The organism is Curtobacterium sp. MCLR17_058, from assembly GCF_003234705.2.
Classification (GTDB): domain Bacteria; phylum Actinomycetota; class Actinomycetes; order Actinomycetales; family Microbacteriaceae; genus Curtobacterium; species Curtobacterium flaccumfaciens.
The window spans coordinates 572,712-587,482 of record NZ_CP126262.1; the positions used below are offsets into that span (position 1 = coordinate 572,712).

The 14,771-nt window shown below is 72.5% G+C and carries 14 protein-coding genes; 10 read left to right on the top strand and 4 right to left on the bottom strand.

Annotation, left to right across the window (positions count from 1 at the left end; translation table 11 throughout):
* The first annotated feature begins 67 nt into the window (after window positions 1–67).
* Window positions 68–232, top strand: a complete 165-nt coding sequence (locus DEJ11_RS02805) for a hypothetical protein (RefSeq protein WP_155896763.1) — start codon at window positions 68–70, stop codon at window positions 230–232.
* 104 nt (window positions 233–336) lie between these two features.
* On the opposite strand, the gene DEJ11_RS02810 is transcribed toward DEJ11_RS02805, so the two are convergent.
* The gene (locus tag DEJ11_RS02810; RefSeq protein WP_111104161.1) at window positions 337–510 is read right to left on the bottom strand and encodes an antitoxin; all 174 of its coding nucleotides are present in this window, start codon (window positions 508–510) and stop codon (window positions 337–339) included.
* 210 nt (window positions 511–720) lie between these two features.
* On the opposite strand from DEJ11_RS02810, the gene DEJ11_RS02815 reads away from it, so the two are divergent.
* The 8 genes from DEJ11_RS02815 (at window position 721) to DEJ11_RS02850 (ending at window position 11,040) form a co-directional block, all read left to right on the top strand.
* The gene (locus DEJ11_RS02815) at window positions 721–2,055 is read left to right on the top strand and encodes an adenylosuccinate synthase (protein WP_017886319.1); all 1,335 of its coding nucleotides are present in this window, start codon (window positions 721–723) and stop codon (window positions 2,053–2,055) included.
* A gap of 2 nt (window positions 2,056–2,057) precedes the next feature.
* Complete coding sequence (locus tag DEJ11_RS02820; RefSeq protein ID WP_258375472.1) at window positions 2,058–2,615, top strand: arsenate reductase/protein-tyrosine-phosphatase family protein; 558 nt, start codon at window positions 2,058–2,060, stop codon at window positions 2,613–2,615.
* Window positions 2,616–2,773: 158 nt separating this feature from the next.
* Window positions 2,774–4,576: a S53 family peptidase gene (locus tag DEJ11_RS02825; RefSeq protein ID WP_111104165.1), complete on the top strand. Its 1,803-nt coding sequence runs from the start codon at window positions 2,774–2,776 to the stop codon at window positions 4,574–4,576.
* Window positions 4,573–7,254: a hypothetical protein gene (locus tag DEJ11_RS02830; RefSeq protein ID WP_284176663.1), complete on the top strand. Its 2,682-nt coding sequence runs from the start codon at window positions 4,573–4,575 to the stop codon at window positions 7,252–7,254. Before DEJ11_RS02825 ends, DEJ11_RS02830 begins: the two co-directional genes overlap by 4 nt.
* A 105-nt stretch (window positions 7,255–7,359) precedes the next feature.
* A complete protein-coding gene (locus DEJ11_RS02835; protein WP_111103882.1) occupies window positions 7,360–7,851 on the top strand; it encodes an SRPBCC family protein in 492 nt (163 codons plus the stop codon).
* Window positions 7,852–8,040: 189 nt separating this feature from the next.
* The gene (locus tag DEJ11_RS02840) at window positions 8,041–9,015 is read left to right on the top strand and encodes a CPBP family intramembrane glutamic endopeptidase (protein WP_111103880.1); all 975 of its coding nucleotides are present in this window, start codon (window positions 8,041–8,043) and stop codon (window positions 9,013–9,015) included.
* On the top strand, window positions 9,002–10,372 hold the full coding sequence (locus tag DEJ11_RS02845; RefSeq protein ID WP_111103878.1) for a sensor histidine kinase: 1,371 nt from the start codon (window positions 9,002–9,004) through the stop codon (window positions 10,370–10,372). The genes DEJ11_RS02840 and DEJ11_RS02845 overlap by 14 nt, the downstream gene beginning before the upstream one ends.
* Entirely contained in the window at window positions 10,369–11,040 is a 672-nt protein-coding gene (locus tag DEJ11_RS02850; protein WP_110892023.1) for a response regulator, read from the top strand. The genes DEJ11_RS02845 and DEJ11_RS02850 overlap by 4 nt, the downstream gene beginning before the upstream one ends.
* A gap of 31 nt (window positions 11,041–11,071) precedes the next feature.
* On the opposite strand, the gene DEJ11_RS02855 is transcribed toward DEJ11_RS02850, so the two are convergent.
* Window positions 11,072–11,566, bottom strand: coding sequence for a hypothetical protein (locus tag DEJ11_RS02855; protein WP_111103876.1), 495 nt, complete (start codon window positions 11,564–11,566; stop codon window positions 11,072–11,074).
* Between the two features lie 33 nt (window positions 11,567–11,599).
* Window positions 11,600–12,451, bottom strand: coding sequence for a GDSL-type esterase/lipase family protein (locus DEJ11_RS02860; protein ID WP_111103874.1), 852 nt, complete (start codon window positions 12,449–12,451; stop codon window positions 11,600–11,602).
* Between the two features lie 207 nt (window positions 12,452–12,658).
* Here DEJ11_RS02860 and DEJ11_RS02865 point away from each other — a divergent pair, with 207 nt between their 5' ends.
* Window positions 12,659–13,297: a TetR/AcrR family transcriptional regulator gene (locus DEJ11_RS02865; protein WP_111103872.1), complete on the top strand. Its 639-nt coding sequence runs from the start codon at window positions 12,659–12,661 to the stop codon at window positions 13,295–13,297.
* A 184-nt stretch (window positions 13,298–13,481) separates the two neighbouring features.
* On the opposite strand, the gene DEJ11_RS02870 is transcribed toward DEJ11_RS02865, so the two are convergent.
* Complete coding sequence (locus tag DEJ11_RS02870; protein WP_146250069.1) at window positions 13,482–14,765, bottom strand: PP2C family protein-serine/threonine phosphatase; 1,284 nt, start codon at window positions 14,763–14,765, stop codon at window positions 13,482–13,484.
* Between the last annotated feature and the right edge of the window lie 6 nt (window positions 14,766–14,771).

The following is a 14,771-nucleotide window of genomic DNA, read 5'->3' on the forward strand; positions in this document are numbered from 1 at the left end:
ACCCCGCGAATGCGTGTTCGGGACAGGTAGTTAGACAAACTAGTGAAGTGGTGCCACTGTTTGTCCCATGCAGAACACGCTGAACCAGCTCCGGTCCAACCCGGTCGAGTGGCGCCGTCGTGGACTCACCCCGCCGGACGTCATCCAGGCCATGATCGAGCAGCGCCTGGCCGAGCCGGGGCACTCCCAGCCCGTCGGTGACCCGTCGTACCAGGACTTCTTCCGGAGCTGATCCGGGGTCGGCCGGGTGGCTCGGGACGCACCGGCAGACAGACGGGAGGCGCGGTGCCAGCTGGCACCGCGCCTCCCGTCTATACGTCGGTGACGTCTCGGACGTCACTTGCCGATCTTGCCGTCGGCCGCGTCCTCGGCCTTGCCGATCTGGTCGCCGTGTCCGCCGCCGGTCGCCTTGTCGGCCGCGTCGCCGGCCTTGTCGAGGCCGGCGTCCGTTGCCTGCTCGCCCTTGTCGCTGTCGGTGAAGTCCTTCGCCTTGTCTCCGATGCCGCTCATGTCGTGCTCCTTTCGCGTCGTGGATCTGGACGCGTCCGACCGTGCTCCGACCGATCCGGACGGACATCCAGGTGCGCTCCATGTGGACAAGCGACCCGCCGTCCACAGGACGTCACAGCGGGTGACGCGCAGGTGACCAGCCGATAGACTCGGGTGGACCACCGGCCCGGACGGCCGTGTGCGGTCCTCCGCCAACGTGAGGAGAACCAGATGCCCGCAGCAGTCATCATCGGAGCCCAGTGGGGCGACGAGGGCAAGGGGAAGGCCACCGACCTCCTCGGCTCCCGCATCGACTACGTCGTGAAGTTCAACGGCGGCAACAACGCCGGCCACACCGTCGTCGTCGGCGGCGAGAAGTACGCCCTGCACCTGCTGCCCTCCGGCATCCTGACGCCCGGCGTGACCCCGATCATCGGCAACGGCGTCGTCGTCGACCTCGAGGTGCTGTTCCAGGAGCTCGACGCCCTGCGCGCCCGCGGCGTCGACGTCTCGAAGCTGCTCGTGTCGGCCAACGCCCACGTCATCACGCACTACCACCGCACCGTCGACAAGGTGACCGAGCGGTTCCTGGGCAAGCGCCAGATCGGCACCACCGGTCGCGGCATCGGCCCGACCTACGCCGACAAGATCAACCGCGTCGGGATCCGGATCCAGGACATCTTCGACGAGAACATCCTGCGGCAGAAGGTCGAAGCCGCCCTCGACCAGAAGAACCACCTGCTGGTCAAGGTCTTCAACCGCCGTGCGATCGACCCGGAAGAAGTCGTCGAATCGCTGCTGTCCTTCGCCGAGCGCCTGCGCCCGATGGTCGCCGACACCGCCCTCGAGATCCACCGCGCGCTCGAGCGCGGCGAGACGGTCCTGTTCGAAGCCGGCCAGGCCACGATGCTCGACGTCGACCACGGCACCTACCCGTTCGTCACCTCGTCGTCCGCGACCGCCGGTGGCGCCGCGACCGGTTCGGGCATCGGCCCGGGCAAGCTCGAGCGGATCATCGGCATCGTCAAGGCGTACACGACCCGCGTCGGCGCCGGTCCGTTCCCGACCGAGCTGTTCGACGAGTCGGGCGAGTTCCTTCGTGCCAACGGCTTCGAGTTCGGCACCACCACCGGCCGCCCGCGCCGCTGTGGCTGGTACGACGCCCCGATCGCCCGCTACACGGCACGCATCAACGGTGTGACCGACTTCGTGCTCACCAAGCTCGACGTCCTGACCGGGCTCGAGACGATCCCGGTGTGCGTCGCGTACGAGGTCGACGGCGTCCGCGTCGACGAGGTCCCGGTCAACCAGTCCGACTTCCACCACGCGAAGCCGGTGTACCAGGAGTTCCCCGGCTGGACCGAGGACATCACTGGAGCCCGCACCTTCGATGACCTGCCGAAGAACGCCCAGGACTACGTCCTGGCGATCGAGGCGATGTCCGGCGCACGGATCTCCGCGATCGGTGTCGGCCCCGGCCGTGACGCCATCGTCGTGCGGCACGACCTGCTCGGCGACGACGAGCGTGCCGACCAGCGCGCCGGCGAACGCACCGACGCAGCGTGACGATGCGGATCCTGTTCGTCTGCAGCGGCAACATCTGCCGGTCGCCGCTCGGCGCGCAGGTCCTGACGGCACGACTCGGCCCGGACGCCCCCGCGTTCGTGGTCGAGTCGGCCGGCACCATCGCCGACGACGGCGCCGCGATGGACGCCGCCGCGGCGGAGCAGTCCGTCCGGCTCGGGGGCGACCCGTCGGCCCACCGGTCGCGGTACCTGACGGCCGAGATCGTCGCGAGCGCCGACCTGGTGCTGACCGCCGAGCGATCGCACCGTGCAGCCGCCGTCTCCCTGGCGCCCCGGGCCTCCAAGCGGACGTTCACGATCAAGCAGTTCGCGCGGGTGCTCGCCGGCCTCGAGCCCGGTGACCTGGCCGACGTGACGACCCCGCAGGAGCTCGTGGAGCGCGTCGCCCGGCTGCGCGGCACGGTCTCGCCGCCCGCGGACCCGGCCGACGACGACGTGGACGACCCCTACCGTCGCTCGACGGCGACGCACCAGCGCGTGGCCGACGAGGTCGACGTGGCCCTGACGGGCATCGCGGACGCATTGCGCGCCGTGGTCTGACCCCCTGACGGACAGGAGGCCCGGTGTCAGCTGACACCGGGCCTCCCGTTTGTCTGGACTGCTCGTGTCCTGCGAGTGATAACGATTCTCAGTTGCATGTAAAGTCGCTGTGGCAGCGCGCAGCGCTGCGTCCCCGCCTCTCAGCAGACCAGGAACCCATGCGTCCACGCTTCCTCATCGGTGCGCTCGCGCTCGCCGTGATCATCCCAGGCGCGCTCCTCGTGCGCCCCGCACCGCCCTCGCCCGACCGACCGCTCGCGGACTCCGTCCCCGCCTGGACCGCACACGCGGAGCGCGGCGACCCGGTGACCGCCGACGAGTTGTCCCTCACCGTCCTCCTCGACCCCGTGCACCTCGACCGCGCCCCGGCCGTGGCGACCTGGTTGCGCGGTGCCGGGCTCCACGTAGGCCCCGTCGAGCGCTCGATCGCATCCCTGCCCGTTCGCGGGACGGCCGCGCGCATCGCGGACGCCTTCCACACCTCCTTCGTGCGGTGGGGCGTCGCCGGACAGAGCGCCGTGGCACCGGTCCGCGCCCTCGCCGTGCCACGCGGGCTGACCGCCGTCGTCGGCGTGTCCGGAGCCGTTGACTCCGACGCCGTCCGACCGACCGAGACGACCACTGCAGCAGCGGTGGCACCCACCCCGGCACCGGGTGAGACCGTCCCGCGACCGCCGGTCCTGGCCGACGACGGACAGTGCGCAGCATGGTGGGGCGAGCGCCTCACGACGGACTGGCCCGCATCGGTGCCGGTCACGCACCGATCGAACGCGCTGTGCGGGTACCAGCCGGCCCAGTTGCGCGAGGTCCACGACGTGCCGGCCGGGTACACCGGACGCGGCGCGACCATCGCGATCGTCGCCGCCTACGACGACCCCGACGTCGAAGCGAACACGGACACCTACTTCCGGGCGGCGGGCGCCCAGCCGTTCCGCTCGGGGCAGTACCAGCACCACGCTCCGGCGTCGCCGGACACCTCCCGCTGCGGCGGGCCGCAGAGCTGGACAGAGGAGCAGCACCTCGACGTGCAGGCGGTGCACGCGATGGCCCCCGACGCCGACATCGAGTACTGGGGTGCCGACGACTGCAGCACCACCTCGTTGTTCTCGCGGATCCTCGACGTCGTCGAACACGGCAGTGCGGACGTCATCAGCCTGTCGTTCGGGTCCACCGAGGACCTGGACACCGCGGACGACCGGACGCTGCTGAACCGGGTGCTCGTCGAGGCGGGGGCCCGGGGCATCTCGGTGTTCGCGTCCTCCGGCAACGACGGCGACAACAGCGCCGTCGGTGACCACGACTCCGGCCCCGACGTGTCGTCGCCGGCGTCCAGCCCGTACGTGACCGCGGTCGGAGCGACCAGCACCGGGCTCGCCCGTGACGGTTCCGTCGCGGTCGAGGCTGGTTGGGAGACCGAGACCCGCTTCGCGCGCAACGGTGCCCTCATCCCGCCGGGCTTCGCGTACGGCGCAGGCGGCGGCGAGTCCGACGTCTACGACCGACCGACGTGGCAGCGCCAGCTGCTCGACGAACCGGGGACCGGGCGACTCGTCCCCGACGTCGCGTCGATCGGCGACCCCAACACCGGCTTCGTCGTGTACGGGCCACACAAGGGCGTGACCGGCTACGTCACGCACGGCGGCACGAGTCTGGCGACCCCGATGGTCGCCTCGATGGTCGCCATGGCCAAGGCCGCCACGGGGGTCCGGATCGGGCTCGTCACGCCGATGCTCTACGAGATGCTCGGGACCGACGCCGTCCGCGACGTCCGCCCCGCTTCCGCTGCCACCTGGTCGCCGCGCGGGCCCGATGCCGGAGCGCTGTGGCCCGAGACCCTGTTCCTCTGGGACACCGGTCGGCAGGGACTCCGGTCCGCACCCGGCTGGGACGACGTGACCGGGGTCGGCGTCCCCGCCGGCCGCGCCTTCTTCACCGCGTTCGCCGAGGAGGCCCGCCGATGACCGATCGTCCACGCACCAGTTCCGTCATCGCGCTCGCGGCCTCGGCGCTGCTCGGCATCGGCCTCGTGGCGCCCATGCTCGCGCTGCCGGCCAGCGCGGACACCGCGGCCGACGGCACCACCCTCGCCGCCGCGTCGGGCGTCGAACTCACCGACATCGACGGTGGCACGCTCACCGCACCGACCCCGGCCGTGCGCTGGGACTCGGGCGACCCGACGGTGGCCCGGGTCGACACGACGCAGGACGTCCTGAAGCTCAACACCACCCGCACGAGCGGTCTGCGCTCGGAAGCCGGCCCGGACGGGGCGACCTCGACGATCGCGAGCGGGGAGTTCACCCTGCGCGATCGTCCCCCCGTCGTGTTCACCGGACTCCGCGCCGCGTGCACTCCCGGCGGTACCCCCGCGGTGTCGTTCGACCGCCTGACCATCGACGGCGACGACGTCACCACCGAGGCCACCGCGACGCCCGGGTGGAGCCGCGACCTGCCGGAGTCCCGTTACGGCGCCACCAAGGTCGTCGTCGGCAGCACCACGACGGCCGCCGACGGCACCACGACGACGGTCGCGCTCCGCATCGACGCCGAAGCCGGTGCCTCCGAGATCTGGCGCGTCCGTGCCGGATCGGTCTCCTGCGCGGCGGGTGACCGCTGGCCGGCACCCACCCCGACGCCGACGCCGACGCCGACGCCCACCCCGACCCCGGCTCCGACGCCTGATCCCGCGCCGCAGCCGACCCCGGCCCACGGCGACGCCCTGGCCACCCGGAGCGTCAGCGGTGTGCAGGTGACTGCCCCGGACGGAACCGTGCTCATCGACGGGCAGCCCACGGTGACCGGCGTCGCGAAGCGCACCGCCGACCGGGTCGACGCTGCCGACGGTTCCCCGTCGACCGCACGTGGGGTCACCGTCTCGACCGCGGCGGACGGTACATCGGACGTGCACCTCGACTCGTTCGAGCAGATCCCCGACCGCGCCTCGGACCCGGTCGCGGAGTACCGCTGGCCAGCGCTGCGCGTGTACGGCCTCGACGCCCACCTCACGCCAGAGGGGACGATGACCGTGGACTTCGCGAACGAGTCGAACGCGGTGTTCGTCAACGGGGTGTGGATCAACACCGCCACCGACCTGTACACCGGCGTCGACGCTGACGGCAAGGAGCGGGTCAGCGTGGCCTTCGGGGAGCGCACGGTGCACGCGGACGGCAGCACGACCCTGACCGCGCTGCACTACCGCGACCTGACGGGGGCGCACCCAGACGTGCGGCTCGGCGCCGTCACGATCCCGGCGAGGGCGAGCAGCCCGACGGACGCTCGGGTCACCGCCGCCTTCGGGGTGGGCGTCCGGGGGACGGACGGTACGGCGCTGGTCGCCCCGCAGCCCCGGGTCACCAGTGCCGGGGAACACCGTTCCGCCGCCCGCATCGACGCGATCGCCGACTACCCCGCCCGGGCAACCGACGTCACGGCGGCGATCGGGGACGACGGCGACACCGCGACCATCTCGGTCGGGCACTTCGAGCAGATCCCGGACGAGGCCACCGACCCCGTCGCCGCCTACCGCTGGCCGGCACTCCGCGTGAACGGATTGCACGCCGAGGTGACGGCGGCCGGCACGATGACGGTCTCCTTCGACGACGAGTCGAACGCCGTGTTCGTGAACGGGGTGTGGATCAACACCGCCACCGACCTGTACACGGGGCTCGCCCCGGACGGGACCGAACGGGTCCGCGTCCACCTCGGCGAACGGACCGAGAACCCGGACGGGACCGTCACGCTCACGGCGCTCCGCTACGAGGACCTGACCGGGACGCACCCCGACGTACTGCTCGGCCAGGTGACGTTGGCGGCGGCGCAGCCCGCCCCGGACCCGACCCCGGGCGGGGGCGGCACCACGCCGACACCGGAGCCGCACGACCCGGCCATCGCACGCTGGCATGCCTTCGGGCTCCGGGCATCCGGACCGAGCGACGTCCCGGCGCAACCCGTCGCTGCGCCCGCCGCCGACGGCACCACCGTGACCGAGCGGGCGGACCAGGTCGGGGACGGCGCCACCGGACAGCTGCGTGTCGACGGGGTCACGGTGCGGTCGGCGACTGACCGCGGCGAGGTCCGACTCGAACGGGTCGTCCTCTACCCGGGCACGAGCATCGCCGGCGAGCTCCGTGACGTCCGTGTCCGGGTGACCCACGGCGGTGCCACCGTGACGACCGCGGGTGGGCGGATCGCGGGCACCACCATCCCGGCGGGCACGATCCGGGCGAACACCCGGATCGCCCTGCCCGGCGGGCTGGGGAAGGTCGTGCTCAACGAGCAGCGGACCCGCGGGCGGGACCGGACCGTCACCGCGCTGCACCTGAGCGATCCCGCCGGGTTGGCAGCCGACGTGTCGGCAGCGGTGGTCACCACGGCAAAGGTCGATCCGCCCGCGAACGGCGGGAATGGCGGGCAGGGCGGCGGCAGCGCAGCCGGAGGCCCGGGCAACGAAGCGGCTCCCGGTGCCCTGACGCCGGACGGCACGAGCCCGGCCGGTACGAGCGGTACGAGCGGCATCGGGACGGGCAGCGGAGACCTCGCGTTCACCGGTGCCTCGCTCCTGCCGGGCCTCATCGCGGCGGTGCTCCTGCTCGGTGCGGGTACCGCGATGGTGGCGCTGCGGCGTCGACGGCGCGTGCGCTGACCGCAGGCCCGCGGGATCGCGGACGTCAGGCCCGGTGCCGGTCGGCACCGGGCCTGACGTCCGCGATGGGGAGGCCCGCGCGACCGCCACGTGCGAGGATGACTCATGCCCGTCGTCGAGTCCCGCTGCGTCATCCCGGTCGAGCCCGACGTGGCGTTCGCCGTCTCGCAGACACAGGGAGCGATCCGGAAGCGGTGGGACCCCTTCATCCGCCGCCAGCACCTGATGGACGGTGCGACCGTGCCGGCGAAGGGCGTCCGGACGTACACGGTGCAACGGTTCGGGTTGGCGATGGAGAGCGAGTACGTCTCGTACCACCCGCCCTCGAACGTGGGGATGAAGATGACGAAGGGCTCGTGGTTCTTCGAGCGGATGGGCGGAGGATGGCGCTTCCAGGCGGCTGAGGGGCACCCCGGGCACACACTCGCGGTCTGGCGCTACAACTTCACCTGCCGGCCGAAGTGGCTCGCGCCGATCGCCGAGCGCATCGGCGTGCTGGTGCTGCAGCGGGACATCGACCGGCGCATCCTGGGGTTCGCCCGCGGCTGCGAGGACCCCGTCGTCCTGGCCCACGTGGCCGCACAGCGCGGTACCTGACCGGACCCGCGAGACGTCGGGGTCCTGCGGGCCGAGTCGGTTCGGAAGACGCCGTCGTCGAGCGATGACGACGGCGTGTTCAGGAGTGCCGAACCCACCCGCAGCGCACTTGCATCCTTCGATGGAACTCCCGCAGGTGCATCCCGAAGCCGGTCGTCCCCGAGCGCCCGGTTTCCTAGCGTCGTGTGCATGACGAACACCACCGAAGTCCGGCCCACCGCCGGCACCGCAGCCCGCGACCGAGGGGGTGTCCGCGGCCTCATCGCCCGGCACCCGCTCGTGTCCTTCTTCACCATGGCACTCGGCCTGAGCTGGCTCGCGTGGGTGCCGTACATCCTGTCCCCGCACGGCATGGGTGTGTGGGACATCCACTTCCCCGAGGTCCTGGGCAGCGGACAGTTCACGGGCGTCCTGCCCGGTGCGCTCCTCGGCCCGTTGGGCAGCGCGTTCATCGTCACCGCGGTCGCCGACGGTCGCGCGGGGCTCCGCCGCTGGGTGGGACGGCTGTTCCGCTGGCGGGTCGCCTGGTACTGGTACGCGCTGGCGCTCGTCGTCGTGCCGGCCCTGATCGTCGTCTCCGCGCTGCCGTTCGCCGGTGGTGACGTGCGTGCCCCCTCGGCCCTGGCCTTCGCCATGCTCGTGCCCGGCCTGATCATCCAGCTGTTCTCGACCGGCCTGAGCGAGGAGCCCGGCTGGCGCGACTTCGCCCTGCCGCGCCTGCAGCACCGCTTCGGGGGCCTCGGCGCCGCAGCGATCCTCGGTCCGATCTGGGCGCTCTGGCACATGCCGCTGTACTTCAGCGACTGGGGCGGGTGGCCGAATGCGCACTGGAGCGAGCCCGTCGTGTTCGCCCTGTTCACCATCACCTTCAACGTCGTGATGATCCAGGTCTTCAACAAGACCCGCGAGAGCCTGCCCCTGGCCCTGCTGCTGCACGTCGGCGTGAACAACACGATCTCGACGCTGTTCCCCGAGATGTACCCGAGCATGACCGCCGGCACGCTGATGATCGGCCTGACGATCATGTCGACGATCGCCGCCGTGGTGCTGCTCGCCGTGACCCGTGGCCGCCTGGGCTACGACCCCGCCCGACGCGCCCTGCCCCTCGACGCACCGGTCCCCACCCACGCCCGCCTCGTAGGATCCAACGATGGCACCCGCTGAGCACGACGCGCTGCGCGCACCGGCCGAGCCGGCAGCGCAGCGCGAGCCGGCAGCGCAGCCCGCGCGATCGGCCCAGCCCGAGCAGCGCGCCCGCCGCGTCGACGTCGTCGTCGCCCTCGGCACGGCCGTCGTCGCACTCGGGCTGCTGCTCGGCCTGCCGCCCCTGGACGCCCTCGAGCCGGACGGCCCCGCCCTGGCGATGCGGGTCCCCGCGCCGTTCACCCTGGCGTGGACCGTGCTCGCCCTCGGCCTGCTGGCCCAGTCGGCCGCCCTGCTCGCCGCCCGTCGGGCACCGCGCACCGTCCTGATCGCGGTCGCCGCCCTGCCGGTGGTGGTCGCGGCGCTCGCCTCGGAGTCGTCCGACCTGTTCGGCCTCACCGCACTGCCCGTGGTCGTCGCCGTCGTCCTCGCCGCACTCCGCGTCCCGCTGGCCCGCCTGTGGCCGACGCTCCTGGTCGCCGGCGCACTGGTCGCCGCCGGCAGCGCGGTGTTGGCCGCCGTCGCCGGTGACACGACGGCCGCCGTGTCCGGCTCGCTCGGGCAGGGCGTGCTGCAGGCGATCGGCGCGGTCGGCCTGCCCCTGCTGGTCACCCTGCTCGTGCAGTCCCGCCGCGAGGTCCGCGTCGCCCGCACCGCCGAGGCCAGCGCCGTGAACCGGGAGCAGGACGCCCTGGTCGACGCCGCGGTGTCCCGCGAACGTGCCGCGATGGCCCGCGAGCTCCACGACATCGCCGCGCACCACCTGTCCGGCATCGCACTGATGGCCGCCGTCATCGACCGGCAGATCGACGCGGACCCGGAGCGCGCCCACGAGGGCGCCCGCCAGGTCCGCGAGCAGAGCACCGCCGTGCTCGAGGACCTCCGCCGCCTGGTCGGCCTGCTCCGCGACGACGCCCCTGCCGAGCGTGCCGTCGAGACGGTCGCCGGGATCGTCGACCTGGCCGAACGTGCCCGGTTCCGCAGCGACGTCCGGCTCGACGTGCTGCCGGGGGACCGCCCGCTGGCCGACGGCGTCGGCCCGCTCGCCCAGCTCGCCGCCTACCGCACCGTCCAGGAGGCGCTGGCCAACGCCGCCCTGCACGCCCCGTCCGCCCCGTGCGCCGTCACCATCGACGACCGCGACGCGACCCGGGTGGTGATCCGGGTGGAGAACGCACCGGCCGCCGTGCCGGCAGCGGGGACCTCTCCCTCGGGCGGCAACGGCCTGCGGGGGATGCGCGAGCGGGCGGACCTGGTCGGGGCGCGCCTCCAGACCGGCCCGACCACGACCGGCGGATGGCTGGTGGAGCTGGCGCTCGGCCGGGAGGCACCCGCCGCACCCGCGCAGGCCGCCGACGGCCCCGGGGTGGTCGCGTGATCCGCGTGCTGGTCGCGGACGACCAGCCCCTGGTCCGCGCCGGGGTGTCCGCGCTCCTCGGTGCGGAGCCGGACATCGAGGTGGTCGGCGTGGCCGCCGACGGCGGCGAGGCGCTCGCGCTGGCGCGCGAGACGCGACCCGACGTCGCCTGCCTGGACATCCGGATGCCGGTGATGAACGGCATCGAACTCGCCCGGATCTTCTGCGCGCCGGACGCCGATCCGGCGATCCCCGCGCTCATGCTGACGACGTTCGACCTGGACGACTACGTGTTCGGGGCGCTCGAGGCCGGTGCGTCCGGGTTCCTGCTCAAGGACGCCGAGCCGGACACCATCGTCGACGCCGTGCGGCAGGTCGCCGCCGGCAACGGCACGCTCGACCAGGCCCTGACCCGGCGGGTGCTGCGGGAGTTCGTGTCGCGGCGGAGCCTGCAGCCGGTCTCCGGCGACCGGGCCGACGGCGTGCTGACCGCCCGTGAGCGCGAGGTGCTCCTGCTGCTGGCGCAGGGGATGTCGAACGAGGAGATCGCCGCAGCCCTGGTGCTCGAGGTCTCGACCGTCAAGTCGCACCTGGCGCGGATGCTGCCGAAGCTCGGGGTGCGGTCGCGGCTGCAGGCCGTGGTGTGGGCGTACCAGAACCGGATCGTGACGGTGCCGGAGCAGCCGTAGCGGCCCAGGTGTCAGCCGGCGGGCTCCGGCGTCAGCCGGCGGGCTGCGGCTCGGTGGCGCCGGGGACGACGAGCTGCCAGACGTCGTCGTCTCCGTCGTGGGAGAGGTACAGGCGGAAGGCGCCCTCGTCGGCGAGGGGGTCGCCCGAGGAGTACTCGACCGGTTCGCCGCTCGTCTCGCACTGGTCCGACGTGCTGATGACCTGGATCGTGTCGCCGGGAGCGACGGCGTCGCCCTTCGTGACGTCCGTGATCGTTGCCTCGTACACCTCGTAGATGCCCTGCGGTTCCACGGTGCGGGCGGTCTTGGTGACGTCGGCGTCGACGACGAGTTCAGCGGCGTCGCGGCGTTCGGCCGGGGTCTTCAGGGAGACGTAGTCGGCGCAGAACCCGGAGTGCAGCGGCCCGGCCTGGGTGCTCGGGTCCGTGGGGCTGGCGTCGCCACTCGTCTCGCTGCCACAGCCCGCGAGGGTGCCGCCGAGCACCACGACGAGTGCCACGACCGGTGCGATCCGTCCCCACTGCATGGGGCGAGTATGGCTCACGACGCGACCGCGGGGCTAGCCCGCTGCGCCCTTGGCACCCTCGGCGGCGATGTGGATCGCCTGCTGCATCCGGACCGACACTTTCTTGGACATCGCGACCGTCGGGTGGACGCCGTCGTAGGTGCGCGAGGACGGCCAGCCGCCGTCGAGCCGGCGGTCGGCTGCCCACGGGTCGACGAACATCCAGCCGCGGGTGAGCGCGTGGTTCTGCAGGTCGCGGTTCAGGATCTCGCCCTGCTTGCGGCGGTCGATGTGCTTCTTGCTGTAGTTCGTGATGTTCGACGGGGCGATCGCGGCGATGACGACGTGGCGCGCGCCGACCTTCTTCGTGATCTTGTCGATGTTGTTCAGGATCGACTTCGTGCTGTAGCCGTAGCGCAGGTCGTTCGTGCCGGCCATCACGACGAGGACGTCGGCATCGTGTGCCGAGCTCCGTTCGAGGATCCGCGTCGAGGTGGCTCCTCCGATCGAGGTGCCTCCGACGTTGGCCATCGTCGGGTCCTTCATCTGCCGCATCCACGAGGCGTCCATGGCCGTGAGCGAGTCGCCGGCGTAGGTGAACGTCAGCTTGCTCGGTGTCGGCGCGGGCGTCGGGGTCGGCACCGGTTTCGGCGTGGCCGTCGGGGCGGTGCTCGGCGTCGGGGCGCTGGTCGGAACGGGCGTGGGCTCGCTCGGCTGGCTCGTCGGCTCCGTGGTCGGAGACGGTGCCGGAACGTCGGTCGGCGCGGGGGCGGGGGCGATCGTCCCGGTTCCCTCCACGGCGGTCGCGGTGTTCGGGACGGTGGCGAGCAGGGTGCCGGCGAAGACGGCGACGGATGCGGCTGCGGCGATGAAGGGCAGGCGGGAGGAGCGCTGGTGGTGAGGCAACGTGAGCTTTCGTTTCGGGTGCGAACTTCCCCACCCTAGAAGCTCCGTGACATGTCATCGTCCCCCAGGTCTGGGGGCGCTGGCGGCTCGCGCTGCGCGGACAGACAGGTCGTTCCCTGTGCTACACGACGCCGGACCCTGTCCGGGGAACGCACGTTCCCGTTCGGGGGACTGTGCACGGTCGCGTCGGGCTGGTGCAGTGTATGCATGCACATCGAAACGCCGCCGGTGACCACACCCGACGACCCCGCCCTGCGGGGTGAGGTCATCCACGGGATGATCACGGCGCTGCGTTCCCGTCCGCTGCACGAGGTGACCCCCGAGGTCGTCGCGGCTGCGGCCGGGGTGGACACCGACGTCGTCGGCCGCACGTTCCCGAGCTGGGACGGCCTGCTGCTCGCGACCATCGACCGGTGGAACGAGGACCGCACCGTGCCGCTCATGCCCCTGGCCGATCAGCACGGCACCATCCGGTTCCTGCGTGCGATCGTCACCGCGAACGTGGCCGACCCGTCGCTCATGCGGTTCCTGACGGCGACGCTGAACATCGCGGCATCGCCCGAGCACCCGCTCGCGCCGATGCTGCACGCCCGGTGGCGACGCTTCCACGCCTTCGTCCAGCACGCCCTGGAGCGCGACGTCCTGCTCGGGCGTGAGCCGAGCACGATGGAACCGGCCCGCGGCTCGGAGCAGCTGCTCGCGACCTACGAGGGACTGCAGCTGCAGTCCATGGTGCGACCGGAGATGGACCTGCTCGAGGCCTTCGACCGCGCCGTGACGCGCCTGCGCGAGGGCTGGTCCCGCGCGTACGTGCCGCCCGTCTGGGACCTCGCCCGGGTCGGTTGACCCGCCGGGCGGCTCGTCGGGCCGCCCCCACAGACCGAGGACGCTAGGGCGTCCGAGGGCAGACGCTCATCGTCTGCACGCGTCGCCGCACGATTCGGGTTCGAGCGGCGGCGCGTACCAATCTCTGCGAGACGGACGTGCGTTGCGCACCGGTCGCCGTGCGCCGGTCGCTCGTTCCGCGCCGTCAGTCCGCGTGCATCGCGAGCGGTCGCTCGGTGTCCACCTCGACCGGCTGCCGGCGGATCGCGATCACCGTGACGTCGTCGTCGTGCGGCACCTCGTCGGCGCGGGCCGACAGCGCGAGGACGACCGCGTGCGGGTCGCGGACGGCGCGGGCGATCGCTGCGACGGAGTCGATCGTGTCGTCCAGGTCGTCGTACAGGTCGAGCACGCCGTCGCTGAACGAGACGAGCAGGTCGCCCGGTTCGAGGGTGCCGTCGGAAGTCGCCCACTCCTCGCGGATGCCGAGGCCGAGCGGCATGTCGCCGGAGCGCAGTCGGTCGACGTGTCCGTCGGCCCGCAGGACGAAGCTCAGCCCGTGCCCGGCGTCGGCCCACTGGAGGGTGCCGTCGTCGGAGATCCGGGCGTGGAACAGCGTGGTGAAGGCGAGGTCGGGTCCGACGCCCTCGGCGGTCAGCCCGTCGGAGGCCCGCTTCAGCGCCTCGCCGGGGTCCTCGACGGTCCGGGCGCTGCGCAGGGTCGCGCGCACGGCGGCCGCGATCAGCCCCGCGCCGACGCCCTTGCCCATGACGTCACCGAGGCTCACCGCCACGCCGGTCGGCGTCGGGTACCAGTCGAAGAAGTCCCCACCGACGCTCCGGGCCGGCAGGCAGGCACCGGCGACGACGACGTCCTCGGTGATGCGGCCCGTCGTCGTCGGGAGCAGGGACCGCTGCACGGCGGCCGCCCGGTCGATCTCGGCGCGGACCTTGCCCTCACGTGCCTCGGCCGACCGCAGGTTCAGGCGCGAGCGGCGGGAGAGCTCGTGCACGACGACGGCGACGGTGCCGAACACGACGACGAGGATGCCCAGACGGACGAGTTCACTCGCGCCGGGCGCGTCGGACGGGGTCAGGACGTAGGGGGCGAGGATCACGACCACGATGCCCGCGATCGCGAAGAGCACGGTGCGACGGCCCTCGAGCGACGCCCACCAGACCACCGGGAGCACCACGATCGCCGTGAACAGCGAGGAGCCGGAGCCCGTCCCGGTACGCAGCAGTGCGATCGTCAGGAAGTCGACGGTGAGCAGGACCGGCACCACCCAGGCTGCGCGCCGCACGAGCGTGGGGATCGCGCTCATCAGCGTCGCGACCACCACGCCGACCACGCTCGCGACGAACAGGTGGTGCTGGGTGATCGCCAGCGTCGGCATCACGACGCTCAGGAACGCCGACAGCGCCAACAGGCCGCTGATCGGAGCCTGACGGACGAGAGGGTTGTCGACGATGCTGGTTGGGCGAGTCATGCTCAG

What these genes read in the sequence shown, in the direction of transcription:
- DEJ11_RS02805 (WP_155896763.1), top strand. Translation starts at nt 68, where the DNA reads ATGCAGAACACGCTGAACCAGCTCCGGTCCAACCCGGTCGAGTGGCGC.
- DEJ11_RS02810 (WP_111104161.1), bottom strand. Translation starts at nt 510, where the DNA reads ATGAGCGGCATCGGAGACAAGGCGAAGGACTTCACCGACAGCGACAAG.
- DEJ11_RS02815 (WP_017886319.1), top strand. Translation starts at nt 721, where the DNA reads ATGCCCGCAGCAGTCATCATCGGAGCCCAGTGGGGCGACGAGGGCAAG.
- DEJ11_RS02820 (WP_258375472.1), top strand. Translation starts at nt 2,058, where the DNA reads ATGCGGATCCTGTTCGTCTGCAGCGGCAACATCTGCCGGTCGCCGCTC.
- DEJ11_RS02825 (WP_111104165.1), top strand. Translation starts at nt 2,774, where the DNA reads ATGCGTCCACGCTTCCTCATCGGTGCGCTCGCGCTCGCCGTGATCATC.
- DEJ11_RS02830 (WP_284176663.1), top strand. Translation starts at nt 4,573, where the DNA reads ATGACCGATCGTCCACGCACCAGTTCCGTCATCGCGCTCGCGGCCTCG.
- DEJ11_RS02835 (WP_111103882.1), top strand. Translation starts at nt 7,360, where the DNA reads ATGCCCGTCGTCGAGTCCCGCTGCGTCATCCCGGTCGAGCCCGACGTG.
- DEJ11_RS02840 (WP_111103880.1), top strand. Translation starts at nt 8,041, where the DNA reads ATGACGAACACCACCGAAGTCCGGCCCACCGCCGGCACCGCAGCCCGC.
- DEJ11_RS02845 (WP_111103878.1), top strand. Translation starts at nt 9,002, where the DNA reads ATGGCACCCGCTGAGCACGACGCGCTGCGCGCACCGGCCGAGCCGGCA.
- DEJ11_RS02855 (WP_111103876.1), bottom strand. Translation starts at nt 11,566, where the DNA reads ATGCAGTGGGGACGGATCGCACCGGTCGTGGCACTCGTCGTGGTGCTC.
- DEJ11_RS02865 (WP_111103872.1), top strand. Translation starts at nt 12,659, where the DNA reads ATGCACATCGAAACGCCGCCGGTGACCACACCCGACGACCCCGCCCTG.
- DEJ11_RS02870 (WP_146250069.1), bottom strand. Translation starts at nt 14,765, where the DNA reads ATGACTCGCCCAACCAGCATCGTCGACAACCCTCTCGTCCGTCAGGCT.